The sequence below is a fragment of the Streptomyces sp. NPDC057474 genome, assembly GCF_042802555.1.
GTDB lineage: Bacteria > Actinomycetota > Actinomycetes > Streptomycetales > Streptomycetaceae > Streptomyces.
In genome coordinates, this window is sequence record NZ_JBHVDX010000023.1 from 41787 (window position 1) to 66194 (window position 24408).

The 24408-nt window shown below is 68.7% G+C and carries 22 protein-coding genes, 2 pseudogenes and 1 riboswitch; of the genes and pseudogenes, 12 read left to right on the forward strand and 12 right to left on the reverse strand.

Annotated elements, in window-relative coordinates; genetic code table 11:
• Nucleotides 1-45 precede the first annotated feature (45 nt).
• The 3 genes from cydB to hisC form a co-directional block, all read right to left on the reverse strand.
• Entirely contained in the window at nucleotides 46-1050 is a 1005-nt protein-coding gene (gene cydB / locus ACFU53_RS09475) for a cytochrome d ubiquinol oxidase subunit II (protein ID WP_383988192.1), read from the reverse strand.
• A 27-nt stretch (nucleotides 1051-1077) separates the two neighbouring features.
• Nucleotides 1078-2586 (reverse strand): cytochrome ubiquinol oxidase subunit I, encoded by a 1509-nt coding sequence (locus ACFU53_RS09480; protein ID WP_383988195.1) that lies wholly within the window; start codon nucleotides 2584-2586, stop codon nucleotides 1078-1080.
• Nucleotides 2587-2783: 197 nt separating this feature from the next.
• Complete coding sequence (hisC, locus tag ACFU53_RS09485) at nucleotides 2784-3863, reverse strand: histidinol-phosphate transaminase (protein WP_383988198.1); 1080 nt, start codon at nucleotides 3861-3863, stop codon at nucleotides 2784-2786.
• A gap of 413 nt (nucleotides 3864-4276) precedes the next feature.
• Between hisC and ACFU53_RS09490 the strand changes: the two genes are divergently transcribed.
• The 3 genes from ACFU53_RS09490 to ACFU53_RS09500 all read left to right on the forward strand — a co-directional run bounded on the left by ACFU53_RS09490 (nucleotide 4277) and on the right by ACFU53_RS09500 (nucleotide 7744).
• Nucleotides 4277-5389, forward strand: a complete 1113-nt coding sequence (locus tag ACFU53_RS09490; RefSeq protein ID WP_383988201.1) for a LacI family DNA-binding transcriptional regulator — start codon at nucleotides 4277-4279, stop codon at nucleotides 5387-5389.
• A 198-nt stretch (nucleotides 5390-5587) separates the two neighbouring features.
• Nucleotides 5588-6682, forward strand: coding sequence for a metallophosphoesterase (locus ACFU53_RS09495; RefSeq protein ID WP_383988279.1), 1095 nt, complete (start codon nucleotides 5588-5590; stop codon nucleotides 6680-6682).
• Between the two features lie 183 nt (nucleotides 6683-6865).
• Nucleotides 6866-7744, forward strand: a complete 879-nt coding sequence (locus tag ACFU53_RS09500; RefSeq protein WP_383988204.1) for a hypothetical protein — start codon at nucleotides 6866-6868, stop codon at nucleotides 7742-7744.
• 231 nt (nucleotides 7745-7975) lie between these two features.
• On the opposite strand, the gene thiC is transcribed toward ACFU53_RS09500, so the two are convergent.
• Nucleotides 7976-9802, reverse strand: a complete 1827-nt coding sequence (gene thiC, locus ACFU53_RS09505; protein WP_383988207.1) for a phosphomethylpyrimidine synthase ThiC — start codon at nucleotides 9800-9802, stop codon at nucleotides 7976-7978.
• A riboswitch (TPP riboswitch) is annotated at nucleotides 9795-9951 on the reverse strand. Its footprint overlaps the gene before it by 8 nt.
• Before the next feature lie 71 nt (nucleotides 9952-10022).
• Here thiC and ACFU53_RS09510 point away from each other — a divergent pair.
• A complete protein-coding gene (locus tag ACFU53_RS09510; protein ID WP_383988210.1) occupies nucleotides 10023-11513 on the forward strand; it encodes a YibE/F family protein in 1491 nt (496 codons plus the stop codon).
• A 30-nt stretch (nucleotides 11514-11543) separates the two neighbouring features.
• Here ACFU53_RS09510 and ACFU53_RS09515 read toward each other — a convergent pair whose 3' ends face one another.
• The 4 genes from ACFU53_RS09515 to ACFU53_RS09530 form a co-directional block, all read right to left on the reverse strand.
• Nucleotides 11544-11981 (reverse strand): SsgA family sporulation/cell division regulator, encoded by a 438-nt coding sequence (locus ACFU53_RS09515; protein ID WP_005482911.1) that lies wholly within the window; start codon nucleotides 11979-11981, stop codon nucleotides 11544-11546.
• 98 nt (nucleotides 11982-12079) lie between these two features.
• A complete protein-coding gene (locus ACFU53_RS09520; protein WP_383988282.1) occupies nucleotides 12080-12805 on the reverse strand; it encodes an IclR family transcriptional regulator in 726 nt (241 codons plus the stop codon).
• A gap of 686 nt (nucleotides 12806-13491) precedes the next feature.
• The gene (locus ACFU53_RS09525; RefSeq protein ID WP_045558480.1) at nucleotides 13492-13704 is read right to left on the reverse strand and encodes a DUF5326 family protein; all 213 of its coding nucleotides are present in this window, start codon (nucleotides 13702-13704) and stop codon (nucleotides 13492-13494) included.
• A 164-nt stretch (nucleotides 13705-13868) separates the two neighbouring features.
• Nucleotides 13869-14186 carry a cupin domain-containing protein gene (locus ACFU53_RS09530; protein ID WP_383988214.1) on the reverse strand — a complete coding sequence of 106 codons (318 nt, stop codon included), beginning with the start codon at nucleotides 14184-14186 and terminating at the stop codon, nucleotides 13869-13871.
• A gap of 57 nt (nucleotides 14187-14243) precedes the next feature.
• Between ACFU53_RS09530 and ACFU53_RS09535 the strand changes: the two genes are divergently transcribed.
• The 5 genes from ACFU53_RS09535 (at nucleotide 14244) to ACFU53_RS09555 (ending at nucleotide 17967) form a co-directional block, all read left to right on the forward strand.
• On the forward strand, nucleotides 14244-14621 hold the full coding sequence (locus tag ACFU53_RS09535) for a phage holin family protein (RefSeq protein ID WP_383988217.1): 378 nt from the start codon (nucleotides 14244-14246) through the stop codon (nucleotides 14619-14621).
• Nucleotides 14622-14630: 9 nt separating this feature from the next.
• Nucleotides 14631-15122, forward strand: coding sequence for a low molecular weight protein-tyrosine-phosphatase (locus ACFU53_RS09540; RefSeq protein ID WP_383988220.1), 492 nt, complete (start codon nucleotides 14631-14633; stop codon nucleotides 15120-15122).
• Nucleotides 15119-16264: a cystathionine gamma-lyase gene (locus ACFU53_RS09545; RefSeq protein WP_383988223.1), complete on the forward strand. Its 1146-nt coding sequence runs from the start codon at nucleotides 15119-15121 to the stop codon at nucleotides 16262-16264. Before ACFU53_RS09540 ends, ACFU53_RS09545 begins: the two co-directional genes overlap by 4 nt.
• A gap of 190 nt (nucleotides 16265-16454) precedes the next feature.
• Entirely contained in the window at nucleotides 16455-17360 is a 906-nt protein-coding gene (locus ACFU53_RS09550) for a LysR family transcriptional regulator (protein WP_383988226.1), read from the forward strand.
• Between the two features lie 124 nt (nucleotides 17361-17484).
• Complete coding sequence (locus ACFU53_RS09555) at nucleotides 17485-17967, forward strand: NUDIX domain-containing protein (RefSeq protein WP_383988229.1); 483 nt, start codon at nucleotides 17485-17487, stop codon at nucleotides 17965-17967.
• A 47-nt stretch (nucleotides 17968-18014) separates the two neighbouring features.
• Here the strand turns inward: ACFU53_RS09555 and ACFU53_RS09560 are convergent, their stop codons facing one another.
• Nucleotides 18015-19475 (reverse strand): globin domain-containing protein, encoded by a 1461-nt coding sequence (locus ACFU53_RS09560; RefSeq protein WP_383988232.1) that lies wholly within the window; start codon nucleotides 19473-19475, stop codon nucleotides 18015-18017.
• A gap of 418 nt (nucleotides 19476-19893) precedes the next feature.
• Nucleotides 19894-20526 (reverse strand): HAD family hydrolase, encoded by a 633-nt coding sequence (locus tag ACFU53_RS09565; RefSeq protein ID WP_383988235.1) that lies wholly within the window; start codon nucleotides 20524-20526, stop codon nucleotides 19894-19896.
• A 165-nt stretch (nucleotides 20527-20691) separates the two neighbouring features.
• Here ACFU53_RS09565 and ACFU53_RS09570 point away from each other — a divergent pair, with 165 nt between their 5' ends.
• Nucleotides 20692-21558: a GNAT family N-acetyltransferase gene (locus ACFU53_RS09570; protein WP_383988238.1), complete on the forward strand. Its 867-nt coding sequence runs from the start codon at nucleotides 20692-20694 to the stop codon at nucleotides 21556-21558.
• A 34-nt stretch (nucleotides 21559-21592) separates the two neighbouring features.
• Here ACFU53_RS09570 and ACFU53_RS09575 read toward each other — a convergent pair.
• Nucleotides 21593-22047 (reverse strand): annotated as a pseudogene (locus tag ACFU53_RS09575) (MFS transporter); the annotation flags it as partial.
• Between ACFU53_RS09575 and ACFU53_RS09580 the strand changes: the two are divergent.
• Both ACFU53_RS09580 and ACFU53_RS09585 read left to right on the forward strand, forming a co-directional pair.
• Nucleotides 22001-22446, forward strand: a pseudogene (locus tag ACFU53_RS09580) (MarR family winged helix-turn-helix transcriptional regulator). The pseudogenes ACFU53_RS09575 and ACFU53_RS09580 sit on opposite strands and share 47 nt — an antisense overlap.
• A gap of 9 nt (nucleotides 22447-22455) precedes the next feature.
• A complete protein-coding gene (locus ACFU53_RS09585) occupies nucleotides 22456-22908 on the forward strand; it encodes a GNAT family N-acetyltransferase (RefSeq protein WP_383988241.1) in 453 nt (150 codons plus the stop codon).
• 81 nt (nucleotides 22909-22989) lie between these two features.
• Here the strand turns inward: ACFU53_RS09585 and ACFU53_RS09590 are convergent, their stop codons facing one another.
• Entirely contained in the window at nucleotides 22990-24375 is a 1386-nt protein-coding gene (locus tag ACFU53_RS09590; protein WP_383988244.1) for a serine hydrolase domain-containing protein, read from the reverse strand.
• Between the last annotated feature and the right edge of the window lie 33 nt (nucleotides 24376-24408).

Below are 24408 nucleotides of genomic sequence, written 5' to 3' on the forward strand. Positions count from 1 at the left end.
TGTGTTTCATGTGAAACATCGTCAAACACATCTCCCCACCGGGACTCAATGAGCCGACTCGGCGATGTGCTGTATACCGATCCGCTTGCGGAACACCCAGTACGTCCACCCCTGGTAGAGCATCACAACCGGTGTGGCGATGACCGCACACCACGTCATGATCTTCAGGGTGTACGGGCTGGACGAGGCGTTGGTGACCGTGAGGCTCCAGTCCTCGTTCAGCGAGGACGGCATGACGTTCGGGAAGAGCGTCAGGAAGAGCATCGCAACGGCAGCCACGATGGTGACCCCCGACAGGGCGAACGCCCAGCCCTCACGCCCCGCTCGCACCGCCGCCAGTGCCGTCATGAGCGCGGCGACCGCCACGACCGCCGCGACCAGCGACACGCCGTCACCCCTTTCGATCTGGGTCCAGAGCAGGAAGAGCAGCGCCAGTCCGGCCGTCGCGGCCCCGACGCGCAGCGCCAGCTTCCGCGCCCGCTCCCGGATGTCCCCGACCGTCTTGAGGCCGACGAACACGGTTCCGTGGAAGGTGAACAGCGTCAGCGTGACCAGACCGCCCAGCAGGGCGTAGGGGTTGAGCAGGTCGGCCACGGTGCCCACGTACTCGAAGTCGCGGTCGATCTTCACTCCGCGCACGATGTTCGCGAAGGCCACGCCCCACAGGAACGCGGGGAGCAGCGAGGTCCAGAAGATCGCCGTCTCCCAGTTGCGCTGCCAATTCTCCTCGGGCCGCTTCACCCGGTACTCGAAGGCGACACCGCGGACGATCAGGCAGACCAGGATGAGCAGCAGCGGCAGGTAGAAGCCGGAGAAGAGCGTGGCGTACCACTCGGGGAAGGCGGCGAAGGTCGCGCCACCCGCCGACAGCAGCCACACCTCGTTGCCGTCCCAGACGGGCCCGATGGTGTTGATGAGGACCCGCTTCTCCGGACGGTTCCTGGCCAGCAGCTTGGTGAGGACACCGACCCCGAAGTCGAAGCCCTCCAGGAAGAAGTAGCCGATCCAGAGGACGGCGATGAGGACGAACCAGACGTCGTGAAGTTCCATGACTGTGCTCCCTTGGCCCGGTGCGGCCTAGTACGAGAAGGCCATCGGCTTGTCGGCGTCACGGGAGTCGCCGCCGATCTTCGTGGGCGGGTTGAGGTCGGCCTCCGTCAGCTCGGGCGGCCCCGCCTTGACGTACTTCACGAGCAGCTTGACCTCGACGACGGCGAGGATGGCGTACAGCGCGGTGAAGACAAGCATCGAGGTGAGGATCTCGCCCTGGGAGACACCGGGGGAGACCGCGTCCTCGGTGCGCAGCACGCCGTAGACGACCCACGGCTGGCGGCCCATCTCGGTGAAGATCCAGCCCCAGGAACTGGCGATCAGCGGGAAGCCCAGGGTCAGGACCGCGATGCGCCAGTACCACTTGGTGAGGGCCGGACCGAGGGCCTTCTTCGGCAGCAGCACGAGATGCGGTACCTCGTCGTCGCCGACCCGCAGGTGCTGCGGCAGCAGGAACCTCTTGCGGGTGAGCCAGAGTCCGACGGCGCCGATGGCGACGGACGCCATGCCGAAGCCGATCATCCAGCGGAAGCCCCAGTAGGCGACGGGGATGTTGGGCCGGTAGTCGCCGGGCCCGTACTTCGCCTGCTCGGCCTTGTTGACGTCGTTGATGCCGGGGACGTACGAGTCGAAGTCGTCGTTGGCCAGAAAGGACAGCAGACCGGGGACCTCGATGGCGACCTTGTTGTGGCCCTCGTCGACGTCGCCGTAGGCGAAGACGGAGAAGGGCGCGGGCGCCTCGCCGTCCCAGAGGGCCTCGGCGGCGGCCATCTTCATCGGCTGCTGCTTGAACATGACCTTGCCGAGCAGGTCGCCGCTGATCGCGGTGAGCATGCCGGCGATCACCACGGTGACCAGGCCGAGTCGCAGCGAGGTCTTCATCACCGGGATGTGCTTCTTGCGGGCCAGATGGAAGGCGGCGATGCCGACCATGAAGGCGCCACCGGCGAGAAAGGCGGCCGAGAGGGTGTGGAAGACCTGGGTGAGCGCGGTGTTCTGGGTCAGGACGAGCCAGAAGTCGGTGAGCTCGGCCCGGCCCTTGGCCTCGTTGATCCGGTAGCCGACGGGGTGCTGCATCCAGGAGTTGGCCGCGAGGATGAAGTACGCCGACAGGATGGTGCCGATCGAGACCATCCAGATGCAGGCCAGATGGATCTTCTGCGGAAGCTTGTCCCAGCCGAAGATCCACAGGCCGATGAAGGTGGACTCGAAGAAGAAGGCGATCAGCGCCTCGAAGGCGAGCGGCGCCCCGAAGACATCACCGACGAAGCGGGAGTAGTCGGACCAGTTCATGCCGAACTGGAACTCCTGCACGATGCCGGTGACGACACCCATCGCGATGTTGATCAGGAACAGCTTGCCCCAGAACTTGGTGGCCTTGAGGTACTTCTCCTTCCCCGAGCGCACCCACGCGGTCTGCAGGCCCGCGGTGAGCGCGGCGAGCGAGATCGTCAGGGGGACAAAGAGGAAGTGGTAGACGGTGGTGATGCCGAACTGCCATCGCGCCAAAGTCTCCGGCGCCAGAGCGAGGTCCACGTCTTCTCCTTACATGCCGTGGCACTGCGGCAGTTTGTCCCGCCTGTCACGTACATCTCAGGACAACCGGGACGCGCTTGTGAACGCGTTCACATTCACAAGCAATTATGACGCATGCCCGTTCGACGCGGGAGCGTGGGGTCCCAAAAAAGCAAGGGGTCCGGAGGAAATCCCCGAACCCCCTGGTCAGAAGCCCTCTAGAGCTCCTTGCGGAACGTCTCCGTCACTTTGAGGAAGATGTCGTTCGCCTCGGTCTCGCCGATCGTCACGCGCACGCCCTCACCCGGGAACGGCCGCACGACGACACCGGCCTGCTCGCACACACCGGCAAACTCGACCGTGCGCTCCCCCAACCGCAGCCACACGAAGTTCGCCTGTGTCTCCGGCACCGTCCAGCCCTGGCCGCGCAGCGCCTCGACGACCCGGTTCCGCTCGCAGACCAGCGAGCCGACCCTGCCGAGGAGCGCGTCCTCGGCACGCAGCGAGGCGACCGCGGCGTCCTGCGCGAGTTGGCTCACACCGAACGGCACAGCCGTCTTGCGCAGAGCGGCCGCCACCGGTTCACGGGCGATCGCGAAGCCCACCCGGAGTCCCGCGAGGCCGTACGCCTTGGAGAAGGTGCGCAGCACACAGACGTTCGGGCGCTCGCGGTAGAACTCGACGCCGTCCGGCACCTCGGCATCCCGCACGAACTCCCGGTACGCCTCGTCCAGCACCACCAGCACGTCACCGGGCACCCGGTCGAGGAACCGCTCCAGCTCGGCCCGGCGGACCGCCGTCCCCGTCGGGTTGTTCGGGTTGCAGACGAAAATCAGCCGGGTCCGGTCGGTGATCGCGTCCGCCATCGCGTCCAGATCGTGCACATCACCCGGCGTCAACGGCACCTGCACGGGCGTCGCCCCGCTGATCTGCGTGATGATCGGGTACGCCTCGAACGACCGCCAGGCGTAGATCACCTCGTCGCCAGGGCCCGAGGTCGCCTGCAGCAGCTGCTGGGCGACACCGACCGAGCCGGTGCCCGTGGCCAGGTGTGCGACCGGCACTCCGAAGCGGTCCGCGAGCTCGTTCATCAGCCCCGTGCACGCCATGTCCGGGTACCGGTTGAAGGACGCGGCCGACCCCGTCACACTCTCCAGCACGCCGGGCAGCGGCGGATAGGGGTTCTCGTTGGAGGACAGCTTGTACGCCACCGGGCCGCCCGCCGCGGCCGGCTTGCCGGGCTTGTAGGTGGGGATACCCTCCAGCTCGGATCGCAGCTTGGGGCTCGTCTCGCTCACCGCAGTCCTCCTCGTCGACGTAATGCTTCTCACCTTATGAGGATTCGGGGCCCCTGCGAATGGCCTGTGGACAACCGCGTCCACCCCATGTCCGCGCTTCTGACGTCCCGCAGGTCCCATGGGCATCAGCGCATGAAGGCGTACGAATCAGGGGGGCGCGCTGCTCGCAGGCGCACGCGCCGGTGGCTCACGCCGTGGCGCGCATCACCCGTGCAGGTGAGTTGAGACCTCTTCGAAACATGAGCTACTTGGCAGGCCCATACGCGTCGACAAGTCACGTAGTGACATTGGATCGCTTAACTCCCTTGCAATGCAAGGAAATTGATCCTTGGTGACCATGCAGAAACGTGCCTGTCAACGAGTGCATATGCGTCCGCACTACCCCACCGCATGAGCCCTACTATCGGCTCGCCATGACAGCAGCAGGGAAGCACCAGGTGAGCCGCGCGGAAACTCCCCGCCGAGGCAGCCGCTCGGGCCGGGCGGGCATCCGGGACGTGGCCGCCGCCGCCGGAGTCTCCATCACGACCGTTTCCGACGCCCTCAACGGCAAGGGCCGGCTCCCGGACGCCACCCGACGCCATGTACGCGAGGTCGCCGACCGACTTGGCTACCGCCCCTCGGCGGCGGCCCGAACCCTCAGAACCGGCAAGTCCGGCCTCATCGGCCTGACCGTGACCACATACGGGGATGAACCTTTCACCTTCACCGAGTTCGCGTACTTCGCGGAAATGGCGCGGGCCGCCACCTCGGCCGCGCTGGCCCGGGGCTACGCCCTGGTCATCCTCCCCGCGACCTCGCGGCACGACGTGTGGTCGAACGTCGCCCTGGACGGAACCGTGGTCATCGACCCCTCCGACCACGACCCGGTCGTCAGCGAACTGGTCCGCCAGGGATTACCGGTGGTCTCCGACGGCCGTCCGGCCGGCTCACTGCCGGTCACCGCGTGGGTCGACAACGACCACGAGGACGCGGTCCTCGGCATCCTGGACCACCTGGCCGACGCGGGCGCCCGCCGGATCGGACTCCTCACGGGCACGACGACTGACACGTACACGCACCTCTCCACCACCGCATACCTGCGCTGGTGCGAGCGCGTGGGCCAGGATCCGGTGTACGAGGCCTATCCGGCGCACGATCCGTGCGCGGGGGCCATCGCCGCCGACCGACTGCTGGCCCGTCCGGACCGTCCGGACGCGGTCTACGGCCTCTTCGACCCGAACGGCACCGACCTGCTGGCCGCGGCCCGGCGGTACGGTCTGCGCGTCCCCGACGACCTGCTGCTCGTCTGCTGCAGCGAGTCCGCCGTGTACGCGACCACCGAACCGCCGATCACCACGCTCTCGCTCAAGCCGCGCCGGATCGGCACAGCTGTGGTCCAACTCCTCATCGACGCCATCGAGGGGGTCGAATCGGACCAACCGGTCGAGCAGGTGATACCGACGGAGCTGATCGTGCGGACCTCGTCCGAGCGGCGTCCACCGCGTACGACGGTCAGCCCGCCACGATCACCTGAGCAGGGTTGACGCCCGAGCTGAGGATCCGAACGGGATTTGGGCGGGGAGAGCCCGCCCAATTCGGGAGAAAACCGCAGCGAACTGGGGCCCTGCGCCATTTCACCACCCCTGGGTCATCACATGGCGCGATCCGCATTCCTATGATGGGCGCACACACCGCGGGCCGCTGCGACCAGGCAGTCCGATGCGGTGCAGATGCGGGCGATGGTGGTGGAGGGGTCGATGACTCAGGGGGCCGGTCAGGGACCCGAGGTGCGGACGCCGACGGTGCGCGATTTTCGCGTGCCCGCGTACGTCCACGAGGCCGGTCCGTACGGACACACCACAGACCCCGGCGAGGCCTCCAGGCCTCCCGAGGAACCAGAGGGCTACCCCGAGGGGTACACACCGACCCAGCGGGACCTGCCGGTGATCAACCGGGGTGACACGCTTCAGGTCGCGATCGACCCGGAAGCCGCGGCGGCCGAGCAGTCCTCCGCCAAGCCGGGTCCGCTCTTCGTCGTCGGGGACGTCCACGGCTACCTCGACGAGCTCCTCGCCGCGCTCCAAGAAAAGGGCCTCGTCGACGCAGCGGGCAACTGGTCGGCGGGCACCGCCCGGCTCTGGTTCCTCGGCGACTTCACCGACCGCGGCCCGGACGGCATCGGCGTCATCGACCTCGTGATGCGCCTGTCCGCCGAGGCGGCCGCAGCCGGCGGCTACTGCAAGGCCCTCATGGGCAACCACGAGCTGCTGCTGCTCGGCGCCAAGCGGTTCGGCGACACCCCCGTCAACTCCGGCGCCGGCACCGCCACCTTCCAGGCCGCCTGGCTCCTCAACGGCGGCCAGAAGACCGACATGGACCGCCTCCAGGACCACCACCTCCAGTGGATGGCCCGCCTGGATGCCATGGAGGAGGTCGACGGCCATCTCCTGGTGCACTCCGACACCACCGCCTACCGCGACTACGGCGACTCCATCGAGGCGGTCAACGACACCGTCCGCGAGACGATCACGCGCAACGACGCGGACGAGGTCTGGGACCTCTTCCGCAAGTTCACCCGGCGCTTCTCCTTCCGCGACGAGGGCGGCGCCGATGCCGTGCGCTCGCTCTTGGAGACCTATGGTGGCACCCGCATCGTCCATGGTCACAGCCCTATTCCGTACCTCTTGGGCGAGGTGGGCTCGGAGGACGGCGAGGACGGCACGGGCCCCTCGGTCGACGGGCCGTTCACCTATGCGGACGGTCTGGCCGTCGCCATGGACGGCGGCGTGACCATGGCTGGAAAGCTGCTGGTCCAGGAACTTCCGCTGCGTACCTGAGCCTTCAACGGGCAGGCGTTTGGCGTCGGAAGACTTCGCTGGCCAGGGGCCAATTTTTTCAAACCCCCTGTCACCGCCTGCCGTCACCGCTCTACCATCGGCTTATCCGTAGCAGGCTCCCCTCCGTTTCTGCCCGACGGCTCGTCAGCATGCCGAGCCACAAGCCCTACGGAGCATCGGGGGATGCACATGAACAGCGTTCCGCAGCACCTGCTCAGTGAGGACCGCCAGGAGTACGAGCGGATCCTCGGCGAGGCGCTGCGCTCCGCACCACACCGCCCGGAATTCGCCGCCGGCCTCCAGCGGCTCAACCCCGAACAGCTGCGCACCATGGCCCTCAACGCCACGGCGATCATCACGGCCGCCGCGACGACCGAATACCAGTACTACGTAAAGGTCCGCGACGAATTCCGCAGCCCGTCGTCGGCCACCGCACCCGCCCATGAGGGGACGGCATCCGGCTCCAGCGAACCGGACGGCACCGCGGTGGGACTCGCGGCCACCGTCGGCGAGGTCACCGAGGCGGCCGGCGCGGGCGCCGGTGCCGTCGCCGCGGTGCTCGCTCCCGTCCTGGCCGGAACCGCCGCGGTGCTCTTCCTGCTCGTGGGGTACGGCATGAAGGTCCTCGACCCCGAGCGAGCGATCGCCGAGACGCTCCTCACCACAGGGTGGGTCTTCGGCGCGGTCACCGCGGCGGCGATCCTGGTGGCCGCCGTCGGCCTCCTGCTCACCGCCCTGCGTAACAACGCCACCGCCCTCCTGGACGACGGAACGCGCAGCGAGCTGAACGAGGAGGTGACCCGGGCCAGGGAAGCCTGGCGCGAAGCGCTCCGGGAGCGCGGCATCCTGCCGTTCCTCCGCGACGCCCTGGCGAATGCGGGCCCGGCGGCGCGGAGCGAGCCGGACCGGCCGGCCCCGCCCAGCCGCATGCCGCACCTCGGCTACAACCGCCCGAGCTTCAGCAGCAGCCCGGACAGCGGCAGCACCGGTTCCCGCCCCAGCTACAGCAGCCCGGACTTCTCGAGCCCGGACTTCGGCGGCCCTGAGCACCATCCCGAGTAGCGCCCGGGCTCCGGCCGCCGCCCCGGAAACCACCGGGCTTCGGCGGCCACCCGGCACGATCCGGCCCTCGGCCGGAACAGCCCCACGGCACCCCCCACCCGCGGCGGCGGGCTCTCCCGGCAACCGGCCGGAAGAGCACCGCTCGTCGCACGGGCAGCGGCAGCGGCAGCGGCAGCGGCAGCACGACCGGACCACGGCCGCCGTCCGCGCGACTCTCGGCGCCGACGCGTCTCAGTCCGCCATCGGCAGATAGACCCGGTTCCCCGCCTCCGCGAACTCCTTGGCCTTCTGAGCCATACCCGCCTCGATCTCACCCCGGGAACCGCCGTGTTCACGACGGATGTCCTGGGAGATCTTCATCGAACAGAACTTGGGTCCGCACATGGAGCAGAAGTGGGCCGTCTTGGCCGGCTCGGCCGGGAGGGTCTCGTCGTGGAACTCACGGGCCGTGTCGGGGTCGAGGGCCAGGTTGAACTGGTCCTCCCAGCGGAACTCGAAGCGGGCGTCCGACAACGCGTCGTCCCACTCCTGTGCGCCCGGATGTCCCTTGGCGATGTCCGCCGCATGGGCCGCGATCTTGTAGGTGATGACGCCGGTCTTCACGTCGTCACGATTGGGCAGCCCCAAGTGCTCCTTGGGCGTCACGTAGCAGAGCATCGCAGTGCCCCACCACGCGATCATCGCGGCCCCTATGCCTGAGGTGATGTGGTCGTACGCCGGTGCGACGTCCGTGGTCAGCGGGCCGAGCGTATAGAACGGAGCCTCATCGCAGATCTCTTGCTGCAGGTCGATGTTCTCCTTGATCTTGTGCATCGGGACATGTCCCGGGCCCTCGATCATGGTCTGCACATTGAAACGCTTCGAGATCCGGTTGAGTTCCCCGAGCGTGCGCAACTCCGCGAACTGCGCCTCGTCGTTGGCGTCCGCGATGGAGCCCGGCCGAAGGCCGTCGCCGAGCGAGTATGTGACGTCGTAGGCGGCGAGGATCTCGCACAGTTCCTCGAAGTTCTCGTAGAGGAACGACTCCTTGTGGTGCGCCAGGCACCAGGCCGCCATGATCGAGCCGCCGCGCGAGACGATGCCGGTCTTGCGGTTCGCGGTGAGCGGCACATACGCGAGGCGCACGCCCGCGTGGACCGTCATGTAGTCCACGCCCTGTTCGGCCTGCTCGATGACCGTGTCCCTGTAGATCTCCCAGGTCAGCTCCTCGGCCTTGCCGTCTACCTTCTCCAGCGCCTGATAGAGCGGCACCGTGCCGATGGGGACGGGGGAGTTGCGCAGCACCCATTCGCGAGTGGTGTGGATGTTCCGGCCGGTGGACAGGTCCATGACCGTGTCGGCGCCCCAGCGGGTCGCCCAGGTCATCTTTTCGACCTCCTCCTCGATGGAGGAGGAGACCGCGGAGTTGCCGATGTTGGCGTTGACCTTCACGAGGAACCGTTTACCGATGATCATCGGCTCGATCTCCGGGTGGTTCACGTTCGCGGGCAGTACGGCCCTGCCCGCGGCGATCTCCTCGCGGACGACCTCCGGCGAGACGTTCTCCCGTACGGCCACGTACTCCATCTCGGGGGTGATCTCCCCGCGTCGTGCGTACGCGAGCTGGGTCACCGGCCGGCCGTCACAGCTCCGGCGCGGCAGTCGCGGCCGCCCCGGGAAAACCGCGTCGAGGTTGCGCAGCCCGCCACGCGGCGAGGTGTGCTTGATCCCGTCGTCCTCGGGGCGGACGGGACGGCCCGCGTACTCCTCGGTGTCTCCCCGGGCTGTGATCCAGTTCCCGCGAAGGGGTAGCAGTCCCCGCCTGACGTCGGTCTCCGCTGACGGATCGGTGTACGGGCCGGAGGTGTCGTACAGGGTGACGGACTGCCCGTTGGTGAGGTGCACCTGGCGGACCGGCACCCGCAGATCGGGGCGCGAACCCTCGATGTACGCCTTGTGCCAGCCGATGGACTTCCCGGCCTCCAGAGGCTGTTCGCCCTGGTTCGTTTCGCCCTCGGACGAGGCAGATGTCCCGTCCGTCTGGCTGGAGGCAGGCGTGCGTGTGTCCTCGATGGTCATGAGACCTACTCCCTACGCCGGCATTACCCGGTAACAGGTTCAGCGGTCGACGCAGCGATTTCCGCCCGACGATGTTCCACGTGAAACATCGCGTCTGCGGAGGTCAGCGCCCTCTCAGCCCGGTGCTCCGAGCTCCCGCGTGTGCAAAGGTGCCTCCACGCTAGCGGCAGATGTGGCGCGGTGAACAGTGGGCATCGCTCGTTCTTGCGATGATCGGTCGGTGACCACGACGCAGCAGCCCCCGCCTCCGCCCCCCGAGCCGCCCCACGGCCATGGCCCCGGAAACGGCCATGGGCATGGATCCGACTGTGGCCACGGCTACGGTTCCGGCGGCAGCCACGGTTCCGGGGGTGGCCACGGCTCTGGAGGCGGCCATGGCCCCGGTGACGGACATGGCCAAGGCCCGTCCTCCGCCGGCGGCCACGGCCATTCCCACAGCCACGGGCCCGCCGCGCCTGTTTCGCAGCACCTTCGCAAGGTCATCGCGGCGGTGCTGATCCCCTTCGCGACCGCGGTCGTCGTGGGCCTCGTCGTTCTCTGGCCCGGCGGCGCCCCGGCGCACGAGCGCACCGGGGTGGGCTTCGATCGGCAGACGCAACAGGCCACCGTCACCAAGGTCGAAGAGGTCGACTGCTCGTCGGTGAACGCGTCGGGAGACACCCCGACCGGCGACACGTCCACCGCCGAGGGCTCGTCCGCCCAGCAACAAGCGAACGGCACCTGCAAGAAGGCCACGATCCGGGTCGACACCGGCGACGACAAGGGCCGAACGTTCACGGAGATCGTTCAGCCGGACCAGTCACGGCAGTTGGAGCAGGGCCAGGAGGTCGTAGTCGCGTACGAACCCGCCGCACCCAAGGACCTGCAGTACTCGGTCACCGATGTGAACCGGAAGGTCCCGATGGCGCTGCTCGCCGGGATCTTCGCGCTCGTCGTCGTGGTGGTGGGTCGGCTGCGCGGTGTCATGGCCCTGGTCGCACTGGCCATCAGTTTCCTGGTGCTGACCCTCTTCATCCTGCCGGCCATCCTGCAGGGCTCGAATCCGCTGGTGGTGGCGGTGGTCGGGGCGAGCGCCATCATGCTGATCGCGCTGTACATGTGCCACGGGCTCTCGGCCCGCACATCGGTCGCGGTGATCGGCACCCTGATCTCGCTGCTGCTGATCGGCCTGTTGGGCTCGCTGTTCATCGGCTGGGCCTATCTGACCGGCAACACGGACGACAACACCGGCCTGATCCATGGGCTGTACCCGACGATCGACATGAGCGGTCTGCTGCTCGCGGGCGTCATCATCGGTTCGCTCGGTGTGCTCGACGACGTTACGGTCACACAGACGTCGGCGGTCTGGGAGCTGCACGAGGCCAATCCGGCGATGGGCTGGCGGGGGCTGTACCGCGCGGGTATCCGGATCGGCCGGGACCACATCGCCTCGGTGGTCAACACCCTCGTCCTCGCCTACGCCGGCGCCGCACTGCCGTTGCTGCTGCTCTTCTCGATCGCACAGAGCAGTGTCGGCACGGTCGCCAACAGCGAGCTCGTCGCCGAGGAGATCGTGCGCACGCTCATCGGCTCGATCGGCCTGGTGGCCTCGGTGCCGGTGACCACCGCGCTGGCCGCCCTGGTCGTCTCGGCCGACCGCCCGGGTGCCCCGCAAGCGGCGGCCGTCCCCGCTCCGGCACGTGGGGGAAGAGGCCGCCGCCGGAAGCGCTGAAGCGTTACGGCACCCTGGCGCCGTAACGGTTCAGCCCGCGCTCTGCTCTTCCGCCAGGATGCGGTCCAGAGCCTCGTCGAGCAGCGTGTCGAAGTCGGCGAGGGAACGCTCCTGCCCGAGCGGCACCAGCTTGTCCGTACGGTCCAGGAAGGCCACCAGGGGCGCTGTCCCGACCCGGAACATCGCCTGGTCGGTCCCCACCTGAAGCCGGATCAGGACTTCGCCGAACGTCTCCGGATCGGCGGGCGCGATGTGGACGTCCCCGTCCCCGCATGGCCGCCCCACGCCGTCGATGAGCAGCTCCCGCCCGAACGCCCAGGTCACCGGAGCATCGCCGGGCAGGTGGAAGGTCAGCCGCACGGCATAGGGATCGCAGGTCTCGTAACGCAGCTCCACCGGGATGCGGAAGGAGAGCTCCTCCGAGACGAGGAAGCTCATCATGACCTCTGCCTGTACCGACTCGCGCATCGCCTACCCCGCCGTGTTCGTCGACTGGCCAGGAATCATCCGCCTGACACCCCTGGAAGTTTGCTGAAAGTACACGGGAGATCACAAGGAGTGATTTTTCAGATGCTGATAGAGATCGCGAGTGTCCCTAGTAGCTTTCCGATCTCGGTCTGCAATTGATGGGCGGCGGGCAGCAGCCTGTCCGCCTGATGCGAGGGCAGCGAGATGGCAAGGGTCCCGGCGGTCGTCCCCGCGGTGATGGGAATCGCGGCGGAGACCGTCCCGAGGGCGTACTCCTGCCGCTCGACGACCGGTTCCATCCGCCCGATCCGATCCAGGCGCCGTAGCAGCGTCTCGTCGTCACGGACCGTGTACGGGGTGAGCGACTGCACCGGATAGCGGTCCAGGTGGTCGCGGCGGGCCTCGTCGCTCAGTTGGGACAGCAGACACTGCCCGATGGCGTGTGCGTGACCCGTCTCACGGAAATCGGCCCACTCCTCGACGGCCGGGGTGTTCGGGCTGTCGGCGACGCACATGACCTCGATCTCGCCGTCCCGGTAGATCGCGAAGTAGACGGGTACGCCGAGGGCGTCCCGCCAGTGCGCCAGGGCCTCGCCCACCGTGCTGCGACGTTTCTGCTGTGCTCCGCTGCTACTCAGCCGCTCGGCCGCCTCGCCGAGGAAGAACAGGCCCTTCTCCCGGTGCAGATAGCCCTCGTGCACCAGGGTGCGGAGCAGGTGGTACGCCGTGGGCAGCGCGAGCCCGGCGTCCCGCGCCAACTGTTTGGCGGGCGCCCCGTGCTCCCGCGCTGCGACGGCCTCCAGCAGCCGCATCGCCCGCTGCACGGAGCCGATCAGGGTGCCGGAGTTCGCCTCCGACACGGTCGGCGATGCCGGGGACGGGATGCGCGCTCCCCTTCCAGGACCGTGTCCGTGAGACGGCACGGGGCGGACGGGCCCCGCCGCCTGCGCCCTGCCCCGGGGCGGCGGTGCCGGTGGCTGCGCCTGTGGCAGGGCCGGTGACTGCGTCCGCATCTGTGTCGCGGGAGGCTCGGGACATCGCACGTTCTCCTCGCCCGGCGAAGTACGTGGCTGCACGGGAGGAGCCGGAGCCTTCGAGGGCGTCGTACGCGGCGGGACATGAGTCTCCGCGGCCCGGAGACGCGGCTGCTCGACGGCAGCTGGCGGTGTCGATCGCGGGCCCGGCTGTGTGGGAGGAACGGCGCTCTGTGCCGGCCGGGAGCGCGGCCGCCCGGACGAGGAGAGCGGTTCTGCGGGTGCGGTGTCAGCCGTGGCCAAGGGTCACTCCCGAAGCGCGAGGAGGGCCGCCCGTGCGGGGACACGGGAGGGAGATGCGCCGCCCGCGGGGTCGAGCCCGCGACGAGTTCCCGGACTCTAGCCGCCCGTCACCGCCCGCAGACGGCCCCGCCGGGAAACTTCCCTCGGGCGAGGGAACCTCACGTTCCTGTTACCGCCGCGCCCTGACCGGGCATCACCCACTCACGCCTCAGCTGTTACGTGGTGCTGACGCCTCACCAGTCGCCGCGCGACGAGGAGCCCGCCGTGAACTTCCTCACGACGTAGATCAGTCCGCCGACCAGCGCCACGAAGACCAGCACCTTGAAGAGCAGGCCCACCACGACCTGGACGACGCTGACTATCAGCCCTCCGAACACCAGCAGGGCGATGACCGGCACCGCGATCCACTTCACCCACCACGGCATCCCCGCGAAGATCTCCCGCATCGCCCTTGCTCCTTGTGTCTCCACCCGTCGCCCCGCCACCGGGGCACTGATTCCGGGCCTTCTGCTGTCCTGCCACCGATGCTAGGGCCGCGAAGGGGCCGTCCGGGCGCTTCGCACCCCTTGTCCGACCCTGATCGTCCCCCTAGGGAATGCCGAAGCGGACCTCAGCCCTCCGGCGGAGAGAACACCACCACGACCCTCAAGTCCTCGGTGATGTGGTGGAAGTTGTGGGCGACCCCGGCGGGCACGTACACGACACTGCCGCGCGCGACCTGGGTGGTCTCGAAGCCGACCGTGAGCGCGGCTCGGCCGCTGACCACGAGGTACACCTCGTCCTGGCTGTGCGGATTCTGCGGGTCGAGCTCGCCGGCGTCGAGCGCGTACAGGCCGACCGACATGTTCCGCTCGCGCAAAAACTGCAGGTAGGCACCGTCGTTGGCGGCGCGCTCCGCCTCCAGCTCATCCAACCGGAATGCCTTCATCGACTTAGTCGCCCCTGCCCAGTGCTCGTACCGATCGCTTCTGCCACGATCAGACACATGATGAATTTCCTAGTCAAGACGATCGCCAACGCGGGCGCACTGGCTGTCGCCGTCTGGCTGCTCGACAAGATCACGCTGACCGGGGACAGCACGGGCAAGAAGGTCGGCACGCTGCTGCTGGTCGCCCTCGTCTTCGGCCTGGTGAACGCGGTGGTCAAGCCTCTCGTGAAGCTGCTGACCCTACCGCTGTTCATATTGACGCTCGGCCTGTTCACACTGGTCGTGAACGCCCTGATGTTGCTGCTCACCTCATGGCTGGCCGACAATCTCGAGCTGAGCTTCCACGTGGAGGGCTTCTGGACCGCTGTCCTCGGCGGCCTGATCATCTCGATCGTCTCCTGGGCGCTCTCCCTCGTCCTGCCCGACGGCGACTGAGGGTCCGGCATGACCTACCGAGTCTGCTTCGTCTGCACCGGCAACATCTGCCGCTCCCCGATGGCCGAGTCCGTCTTCCGCGCCCGCATAGAGGAGGCCGGGCTCGACGGCCTGGTCGTGGTCGACAGCGCGGGCACCGGGGGCTGGCACGAGGGCGACGCCGCCGATCCGCGCACCGTCTCCGTCCTGGAGGCGAACGGCTACGGCAGCATCCACGCGGCCCGGCAGTTCCAGACCTCCTGGTTCTCCCGCCTAGACCTCGTCATCGCCCTCGACGAAGGCCATCTCAAGGCCCTGCGCCGCCTCGCGCCCACCGCGACGGACGCGGACAAGATCCGGCTCCTGCGCTCCTACGACCCCGCCGCGGGCGACGACCTCGACGTTCCGGACCCCTACTACGGGGGCATGGACGGCTTCGAGGAGTGCCTGGAGCTCGTGGAGGCGGCGAGCCCCGGTCTGCTGGCCGCCGTACGCGAGAAGGTGGAGGGACAGGCCGCATGAGCACGGAGAATCGCGCTGCGGGCCCCGGTGACGGCACCCGCGCGGTGCGGGTCGGACTGCCCGAGCCCGTCAAGCACGAGCCGACCCTGCCGGGGCCGGTCTTCGCCGCCCACTACCATCTGCCGGGCGAGCCCACCGGCCCGTACGCCTACGGGCGCGACCAGAACCCCACCTGGACCCTCCTGGAACGCGCCATCGGCGAACTGGAGGCCCCTGGGCAGGATGACGCAGAAACAGTCGTCTTCGCCTCCGGCATGGCTGCCATCTCTGCCGTCCTGTTCTCCCAGCTGCGCACCGGGGACGTCCTCGTCCTGCCGAGCGACGGCTACAACGTGCTGCCTCTGGCCGGTGAGCAGCTGCGGTCGTACGGCATCGAGGTGCGCAGCGCCCCGACGGGCGGCGACTCCCAGCTCAATGCTCTCGACGGCGCCAAGCTGCTGTGGCTCGAAACGCCGTCGAACCCCGGGCTGGACGTGTGCGACGTACGGCGGCTCAGCGAGGAGGCACGTGCGCGTGGCTGTCTCGTGGCCGTCGACAACACCCTGGCGACCCCGCTCGGGCAGCGGCCGCTGGATCTGGGCGCCGACTTCGCCGTGGCCAGCGGTACCAAGCAGCTGACCGGGCACGGGGACGTCCTGCTCGGGTACGTCGTCGGGCGCGACCCCTCGCTGATGGCCGCAGTACGACGCTGGCGCAAGATCGTCGGGGCGATCCCGGGCCCGATGGAGGCATGGCTCGCGCATCGCTCGCTCGCCACGCTCCAACTGCGCGCCGACCGGCAGAACGCCAACGCCCTGGCGGTGGCCGAGGCGCTCAAGGGGCGGCCCGAGGTGACCGGGGTGCGCTACCCGGGGCTGTCCGACGATCCCTCGCACGAGATCGCCTCGCACCAGATGCGCCGCTACGGGTGTGTGGTGTCGTTCGCGTTGCCCACGCGCGCGCGTGCCGACCGTTTCCTCGACGCGCTCCGCCTCGTGGACGACGCCACGAGCTTCGGTGGGGTGCGCTCCACCGCCGAGCGGCGCGGCCGGTGGGGAGGCGACGCGGTTCCGGAAGGCTTCATCCGCTTCTCGGCCGGTGCGGAGGACACCGACGATCTCGTGGCGGATGTGCTGCGTGCGCTCGCTGTTGCTACCGACTAGTACTCCGCTACGCACAACGGACGGTCCGAGCCTCCCCCCTCGTGGCTCGGACCGTCCTCGGTTCTGCGCGCGAAGAACCGCGCGAACAAGGCTAGTTGACTCTGTGTCAGTGTCCAATCACAGTAGCGACAGAGACCTATCGACTTATTTATAGTTGGGCGCTCCGGCGGCCGCGAAGGGAGGGGCAACCATGGATCTGGCGTTACTACGAACGTTCGTGACCGTGCACCGGGCCGGTTCCTTCACGCGCGCCGCAGCTCTGCTCGGTCTCTCGCAGCCGGCCGTCACCTCGCAGATACGCACTCTGGAACGCCAGTTGGGTCGCCCGCTCTTCCTGCGCCAGGCTCGGGGAGTGACTCCGACGACCATCGGCGACGAGCTCGCCCACAAGGCGGCGCCACATCTGGACGCGCTGGTGGAGATCGCCGAGACCGGTCTCGACGACGACTCCTCCTTACGGACCCTCCATCTCGCCGGTCCACCGGAGTTCACCGCCGAGCGGGCCCTGCCCGCCCTCACCGAGCTGACTGGGGACGACGGACAGGGCTTCGCACTACGGGTCTCCTTCGGGAACGCCGACGAGACGCTGGAGGGACTCGCCGCCGGGCATCACGACCTGGCCATCACCACCGCCCAGCCACGTGGTGCCCTGCTCACCGCGGCTCCCCTCTGCGATGAGGAGCACGTCCTGGTCGCCGCCCCGCGTTGGGCAGACGAGATCAGTCCCGGCAGGCTGCGCCGCAAGGAGGCGCACACGCTGGAGGACCTCCCCGTCGTCGAGGTACACGAATCACTGCCCTTCATCGCGCGCTACTGGGCCTCGGTCTTCGACTCCCGGCCCGCCGCTTCCGGCACCGTCGTCGTCCCGGACCTGCGCGCGGTCCTCGCCTGTGCGATCTCGGGCGCCGGACTGGCCGTGCTGCCCCGCTACCTGTGCGCCTCCGCCCTGGAACGCGGCGACGTCGTCGCACTCCTCGACCCCGCGGTGCCCCCGCTGCGGACCTACTTCCTGGTGGTCCGAACCGGCTCCCTGGCCATGCCGCACATCGCGCGGGCGCATGACTGGCTGCTGGGGGCCGCGGCGAACTGGTCCTGAGGCAGCTTTGGAGCCCCTCGGCGAAGGAGAGTGCCGACGGCAGGCTGATCACGAGCGCCATGGGTGGCCCTCTTCATCGCTCCGGCGATGTTTCACGTGGAACATGCAGGGCCACATTTCTCCCATGACCGTACGACCCGTGGTCAAGCGCACCGCCCGTGCCGTCCTGCTCGACGGCGACGACCTGATCCTGATCAAGCGGACCAAGCCGGGCATGGATCCCTACTGGCTCACGCCGGGCGGCGGTGTCGAGCCGGAGGACACGACTGTCGTCGACGCGCTCCACCGCGAAGTGCACGAGGAACTCGGCGCGAAGATCACCGATGTGGTGCCCTGTTTCGTGGACACCGTCGAGCACATCGGCGAGGACAGCGGCGCCACCGGCGTGAAGGTCCAGCACTTCTTCGTCTGCCGCCTGGAGTCCATGGACCCCTCCAAGCGACACGGCCCCGAGGTGGACGAGCCTCTGGGCGAGTACGAGATCGTGCGCATCCCCTTCACCCGGGTCGGCATCGCCTCCGTGCACCTCGTCCCGTTGTCCCTGCGGCACTACCTGGACGGGAACATCGAGGGCGTACGTGCGATGCACGCGCCCGACCTGGGCTGACGTTCCGTCGGCGGCCAAGCAGCTGCTCGCCGCGGAGACCTCGGCGGTCAGTCTCCGGCGGCCACCAGTTCCTCCACCGAGTCGTGACGTATGCGATCCGAGGGGATACCGGCGCCCTTCAACGCGTCCACACCGCTGCGGATCATGCCGGGCGGGCCCGACAGGTACGCGTCATACCCGTTCCAGGGTCCGTGATCACGTATGGCGTCGGGCAGCTGGAGCAGCCCGTGCCGGTCCACGACCGGGCGGACCTCGAGCCACGAATTGCTCTGCTGCAGCCGTAGCAGCGTGTCGAGGTCGTAGAGGTCCTGGCCGGTGCGGGCGCCGTAGAAGACCTCGACCGGGCGGTGCCGCCCGTGTTCGGCGACGTCCTCGACGATGGCATTGATGGGCGCGATACCGGTGCCGCCGCCCAGACAGAGAAGTCCGCTGTCGGTGGTGTGGTCGACGGTCATCGCGCCGGCTGGCGGCCCCAGTCGCAGAACGTCGCCGGGCCGGGCACGGTGCACGAGCGCGTTGGAGACCCAGCCCGCGGAGATCGCCTTCACGTGGAACGACAACAGTCCGTCCGAGCGGGGCGCAGAGGCGAACGAGTAGTGCCGCCAGATCCGCGGCCACCAGGGGGTCTCCAAGCTCGTGTACTGCCCGGCGAGGAAGGGGTACGGCTGGTTCGGACGCACGGTGACGACCGCTATGTCCGCGGTTCTCAGATCGTGCGAGACGACCTCGGCCAGCCACCAGGGCGGGGATCGCAGTTCGTCCGCCGCCGCCGCGTCGATCATCACCTGGGAGATGGTCGTGTACGCCCGGACCCAGGCTGCCTCGGTCTCGTCGTTCCAGCTGGCCTTGGCGTACCGGCTCAGCGCACCGATCAGGCACTCGCCGACGGCCGGGTAGTGATCGGCCTGCGTGCCGTACTTGCGGTGGCCGCGACCGAGGTTCTGCAGGTAGTCGACGAGGACCGGGGTGTTGTCGATGTGCTCGGCAGCGGTGAGCAGTGCCTTGAGCAGGCGGTCGCGCTGGGCGTCCATCGCCGGAGGGAACATCGAGCGCAGCTCCGGGTGCTGGACGAAGAGCAGCGCGTAGAAGTACGAGGTGACCTTGTCGGCGACAGGCCCGACCTCGGCCATGGTCCGCCGGATGAGAACGGCGTCGGGGGAGGCGGTGGCTGTACGGTCGGCGCGCTGGACGGGCACGCGGGCGTCGAAGACGGAGTGCTCGGAACCGTGCTCCGCGGCCGCCGGGGCGGGCTGGGGACGAGACGGGGCACTGGGTGGAAGGTCCGCGGAGGTCTGTATTCGCTCCATCGCGGCGCCGTCGCGGTTCTGCTGCGGGCCGTTCGGCGGCTCCTGGGAACGACCCACGGGCCGCAGGGCGGCGAGGCGGTTGCCCTCTGGCTCCTGGTCTCCGCCGGGGGACGGCGGAGACGTGCGCGGCGTGAACCAGCCGCCTCCGTCACTGTCCCCCGAAGTGCCGTTGCCGGCCGACGTGGTGGTCGGAGCGTCCATGGTCTGCCTCGCCTCGAGCATCTTTCGGTCGATCTGCGTACGCCCCCAGTCGGAAGTCGCACGCTTTCCCCCGCGGACGGCCTTGCTTTCCCCCGTTCGTTCCCCGTCGACCAATGCGGCCACATTCAACCCGGGTTCCCGCTCCGTACGGACAAGTAGGTGAGAGTGTGACGTGAGCCGCAGCACTCGCCGCAGCGTTCCACAGCGCGTGAACACCCCCACCTCGTAACGGTAAACGCAGGTCCTCGATCTCCCTGTCCGGTTAGGCTGCATTGAGCTGCGTTCGCACCCCTGCCATGAGACGACTGCATCTCGCTTCGGACACGAACCGGACTCGACCCTACCGGCAGGGCCGCCACACACAAGTCCCCCCTTGCCGTACCGGGAATTCAACGGGGCGAATCAGCAATTCCTTCAATTACCGGGCGCGTCGCACCAATTCGTAGGCATCCCATAGATCCTGCCCCGTGTACGAGTGAGTGGCCAGCCCCATCAGATACCGGTCGGCATTCACAGCGACCGAGATCGGCACCGTACCGAAGAGTTCCGCGTCCGAGAGGGAGTCGCCGTATGCGACGCAGTCGGCGCGGGTCAGCCCGAACTCTGCGCAGAGCCGGTCCGCGATCTCCACCTTGGCCGCCGGCGTAAGAATCCCGGCCGGATCGACGGGCTCGATGAAGGGGACATGGGGGAAGCGTGAGCCGTACGCCGCGTGCACGCCCCAAGTCGTGAGCCGCTCGACGAAGAACGACGGAGAGAGCGAGATGACGGCGCAGTACTCGCCCTGGTTGCGGATCTCGGTCCAGGTGTCCCGAATGCGTCGCAGCCATGGCGCGCCATCGAAGGCGGCGGCAACATGAGTCTCGGTGAGTCCGGCCCACAGGCCGTGGACGCGCTGTGCGTAGCCCCGCGAGTCGATGCGCCGCGCCACGAAGGCCCGTTCGAGCTTGGCTATCTCCTTTTCCAGGCCGAGCTGCCGCGAGATCTCCACAGGGGCCGCCGTGCGGTGGAGCAGGGTACCGTCCAGGTCGAACAGGTGCAGTCGCGTCATGGGAGCCGAGGCTAACCGTGCCTGCACACGTATGCCTGGAGACAGATGTTTCACGTGAAACATCTGTCCGCGCACTGTGCGGTTGTGCACGAGATGGCCAAAAGGGCGTACGTCTGATCGCAAACCGGTGGACGGCGAGGGTTCGTGTCGGACAGCCTGACCTGCGTGCCGACACCTTCCCCCGCCGCTCTGCCCATCCGCCGTTTGACGCCTCGCGATCTCACCGCCTGCGCCGATCTGTCCCAGGACCGGGGCTGGCCTCGCGAGGAGCACAAGTGGGGGCTGCTTCTCGCGGCCGGCACCGGGTACGGCGTCGATGACCCCCAGGGCGGCCTCGTCACCGCCTGTGTGGTGACTGAGTACGGCCCGGCAGGCCGCCCGGATCTGGGTGCGATCGGCATGGTTCTGGTCGCCGAGCGGCACGCCCGCCGGGGCATCGGCCGCCGTCTGATGCGGCATGTCGTCTCGGAGATGGGCACGACTCCGCTGACCCTGCACGCGACCCCCCACGGACGTCCGCTCTACGAGGAGCTGGGCTTCAAGGTCACCGGACGGGCAGAGATGGTTCGCGGGCGCTTCACACCGGGAGGGCCTGATCTTTCGGTCCCCACGCGCCCGGCCACGGCCGAGGACCTCACCACGATCCTCCGGCTCGACGAAGAGGTCTTCGGCACGGACCGCACCCACATCCTCACCCGGCTCCCCGCTTTCACCGATCAGCTGCGCGTAGCAGAGGAGCACGGCCGGATCGTCGGATACACGGCTGCCTGGCCCAACATGGACGACCAGGTCGTCGGACCGTTGATCGCACGTGACACACAGACGGCGAAGGCACTCATCGCCTCCCTGGCAGCCCACACCGACCGCCCGTTGCGCACCGACATCGACGTACGCCACGAGGAATTGCTGACGTGGGTGAAGGAACGCGGTTTGGCGTCGATCGCCTTCAACTCGGTGATGACGTACGGGCTCTCCGAGCTACCGGGTGACTGGACCCGGCGGTACGCACCGCTGACCGTGGCAGCGGGCTGAGGCACCGGTTCCAGCGGGTTCGGCTCACCTGCCGTCAGTGCTGGACGGCTGTCCGCTGCGTCGTCGCTCCGGCTCCCGCAAGGACTGTGCCGGGCGCTCCCCTGCGCTCCAGTGTCGCGGCGATGAGCGCCACCATCAGTGCGCTCGTGGCGAGGGCGGCTCCGGCCCAACTGGGTGCCGTGTAGCCGAGGCCCGCGTCGATGACGAGGCCGCAGAGCCATGCGGAGAGCGCGTTACCGAGGTTGAAGGCACCGATGGTCACGGCCGAGGCCAGTGTGGGTGCGCCGTGCGCCTGGTCGAGGACCCGCTTCTGCAGCGGTGGGACGGTCGCGAAGCCCGGGGCTCCGACCAGCGCGATGGTCACGGCCGCGGCCATCTGTCGTGGGCGGTGAACGAGAACAGCGCGAGGACGACGGCCAGTGCGCCCAGTGAGACGTACAGCATCGGCATCAGCGCGCGGTCGGCGTACTTGCCGCCCACGAGGTCCCCGTTGCACGGGCGCATCGAGGCCCACATCGAGCGCGCACTCCAGTCGGGGCACGACCTGAGCGTGCGCGAGTACTCCCTGCTCGACGTGCTGAGCCGCCAGCACGACGGCGAGGGCGGGCACCTCCAGATGAAACAGGTCGCGGACGGGTCGTCCTCAGCCAGAGCGTCACCACCAGGCTGATCACCCGGCTCGAGGACCGCGGTCTGCTCGCGCGCTACCTGTGTCCGACCGACCGCCGAGGCATCTACACCGTTGTCTCCGAGGCCAGCCTGCAACTCCTCGCGGCGGCACGCCCCACCAATGACGTCGCCCTCCGCGAGGCCCTCGACGAGGCGGCCAGTAACCCCGAACTGACCCCTCTGGTCCGCGTCGTGGAGTCGCTGAACGCGCCCGCGTAGGGTGCGGACATGGGAGATCTCGAAATTCGCCCGGCGACCAAGGAAGACGTCCCGGAGATCGTCGCGATGCTGGCCGACGACCCCTTGGGCGCCCAGCGCGAGTCGCCGACCGACCTGGCCCCCTACTTCACCGCACTGGAGCGCCTCAGCGGCGACCCCAACCAGTACGTGGTGGTCGCCGTCCGCGAGGGGCGTGTCGTCGGCACGCTCCAGCTGACGATCATCCCCGGGCTCTCCAGGCGAGGCTCCACCCGCTCGGTCATCGAAGGCGTGCGTGTCCACGCCGATGCACGCGGCAGCGGTCTCGGTACGCGGCTCATCGAGTGGGCGGTCGACTCATCACGCCACCAGGGCTGCCAGTTGGTGCAGCTGACGTCCGACACCACGCGCACCGACGCCCACCGCTTCTACGAGCGGCTCGGCTTCGAGGCCACCCACGTGGGCTTCAAGCTGCCGCTCTGAGAACCGGTACGGGGATGCCTGTGGGGTCCTGTTTCACGTGAAACAACGCGAGCCAGAACCCCACCACAGCCAGAACCCCGCCTACGAGATCCCGCGCCACCCCTCGGGATCCACTCCACCCGGCACCGGAGCCCCCTCGTCGTACGGCTGACGTGTGAACACGAACGACCCGAGGTCCAGATGGCTCACGGTCCCGTCAGGCCTTCGTACGGCCCGTAGGAGCTCTCCGGCGAAGTAGCCGTTGAGCCCGGTCCAACTGCCGTCACCGTTGAGCCGGAAACGAGCGCCGCGCAGGGTGGCGGAGAGCGGCTCCAGCGAGAGACCCCCGTCGGCCACGAGCCGCAACACGAAGCTGTACGTCCCCCAGTACCAAGGGCCGGCCAACTCCAGGACCGAGCGGTCCACTTCGGGCAACGGCCGCCACGGTCCGGGGATCCGCGGCTCGGCCTCCGCCACGATGCGTACAAGGTCGGTGGCCACCTCCGACACCACTGGGCCGGAGGTGCAGTTGGTCAGCACGACGGCTGCCACATCGTCCTCGACACTGATGGTGAGCTGTGCGAGGAAGCCGGGGACCGAACCGCCGTGACCGACGAGAAACCGGCCGTCCCGGTGCTGAAGCTGCATCCCGAGCCCGTACGCCGAACCGGCCGACACATCGGCGGCCTCCCCCGGCGCGGCCGGCGTCCGCATCTCCAGGACCGACCCCGTGCTCAGCACACGGTCGTCGCCCTTGGCCAGGAAGACCGCGAAGCGCGCCAAGTCGGCTGCCGTTGACCAGAGTTGACCGGCAGGACCCATGCGACCCAGATCCTCGACCTGCTCCGGCAGCATCACGTCCGCCCAGGGATGCACGGCCCAGCCACCCGCGTGCGGAGCCTCCGGGTGCCACATCGTGCGGCGCATGCCGAGCGGCTCGAGCACCTCGCGCCGCAGGACGTCCTCCCAGGGAGCGCCCCGCAGCTGTTCGACGAGTGCGCCAAGGAGTGTGAAGCCGGGGTTGGAGTAGTGGAAGCGGCGGCCGACGGGATGCCGGTGGGGCTGCTCGCCGAGCACATCGGCGAGTTCCGGGCGCAGGGAGCCCGGGGTGCGCTCCCACCAGGGCGACGGCGACTCGGCCGCCAGTCCGCCCGTGTGCGCGAGCAGTTCGGCGATCGTCGCCTCCCCCGCGCCGGTGCCCGGCAGATGCTTCTCCAGCGGGTCGCCGAGGTCCAGCACACCCTCGTCACGCAGCCGCAGGATCAGAACGGCGGTGAAGGTTTTGGTGATCGAGCCGATCCGGTACTGCACGTTCGAGTCCGGCCCGTGCCCCTCCACCGAGGTCCGCGCCCCGTTCCACACCGTCTCCCCGCCCCGGACGACCGCCGCGACCAGTGACGGCGCCCGTCCCTCGGCCTGAGCGACGGCGATGCGGTGCAGCAGAGCCCGGCGCGTGGCGGGCAGCAACTCATCCTGAGGTGTTGTCATGCGCCCAGTCCATCGGGCCCGGCCGCGCGCGTC

Coding starts and splice junctions, on each gene's coding strand:
- ACFU53_RS09585 (WP_383988241.1), top strand. CDS start 22,456: ATGGGAGATCTCGAAATTCGCCCGGCGACCAAGGAAGACGTCCCGGAG.
- ACFU53_RS09515 (WP_005482911.1), bottom strand. CDS start 11,981: ATGCGCGAGTCGGTACAGGCAGAGGTCATGATGAGCTTCCTCGTCTCG.
- ACFU53_RS09530 (WP_383988214.1), bottom strand. CDS start 14,186: ATGAAGGCATTCCGGTTGGATGAGCTGGAGGCGGAGCGCGCCGCCAAC.
- ACFU53_RS09565 (WP_383988235.1), bottom strand. CDS start 20,526: ATGACGCGACTGCACCTGTTCGACCTGGACGGTACCCTGCTCCACCGC.
- ACFU53_RS09555 (WP_383988229.1), top strand. CDS start 17,485: ATGACCGTACGACCCGTGGTCAAGCGCACCGCCCGTGCCGTCCTGCTC.
- ACFU53_RS09560 (WP_383988232.1), bottom strand. CDS start 19,475: ATGGACGCTCCGACCACCACGTCGGCCGGCAACGGCACTTCGGGGGAC.
- ACFU53_RS09490 (WP_383988201.1), top strand. CDS start 4,277: ATGACAGCAGCAGGGAAGCACCAGGTGAGCCGCGCGGAAACTCCCCGC.
- ACFU53_RS09525 (WP_045558480.1), bottom strand. CDS start 13,704: ATGCGGGAGATCTTCGCGGGGATGCCGTGGTGGGTGAAGTGGATCGCG.
- ACFU53_RS09590 (WP_383988244.1), bottom strand. CDS start 24,375: ATGACAACACCTCAGGATGAGTTGCTGCCCGCCACGCGCCGGGCTCTG.
- ACFU53_RS09540 (WP_383988220.1), top strand. CDS start 14,631: ATGACCTACCGAGTCTGCTTCGTCTGCACCGGCAACATCTGCCGCTCC.
- thiC (WP_383988207.1), bottom strand. CDS start 9,802: ATGACCATCGAGGACACACGCACGCCTGCCTCCAGCCAGACGGACGGG.
- cydB (WP_383988192.1), bottom strand. CDS start 1,050: ATGGAACTTCACGACGTCTGGTTCGTCCTCATCGCCGTCCTCTGGATC.
- ACFU53_RS09500 (WP_383988204.1), top strand. CDS start 6,866: ATGCACATGAACAGCGTTCCGCAGCACCTGCTCAGTGAGGACCGCCAG.
- ACFU53_RS09550 (WP_383988226.1), top strand. CDS start 16,455: ATGGATCTGGCGTTACTACGAACGTTCGTGACCGTGCACCGGGCCGGT.
- ACFU53_RS09545 (WP_383988223.1), top strand. CDS start 15,119: ATGAGCACGGAGAATCGCGCTGCGGGCCCCGGTGACGGCACCCGCGCG.
- ACFU53_RS09535 (WP_383988217.1), top strand. CDS start 14,244: ATGATGAATTTCCTAGTCAAGACGATCGCCAACGCGGGCGCACTGGCT.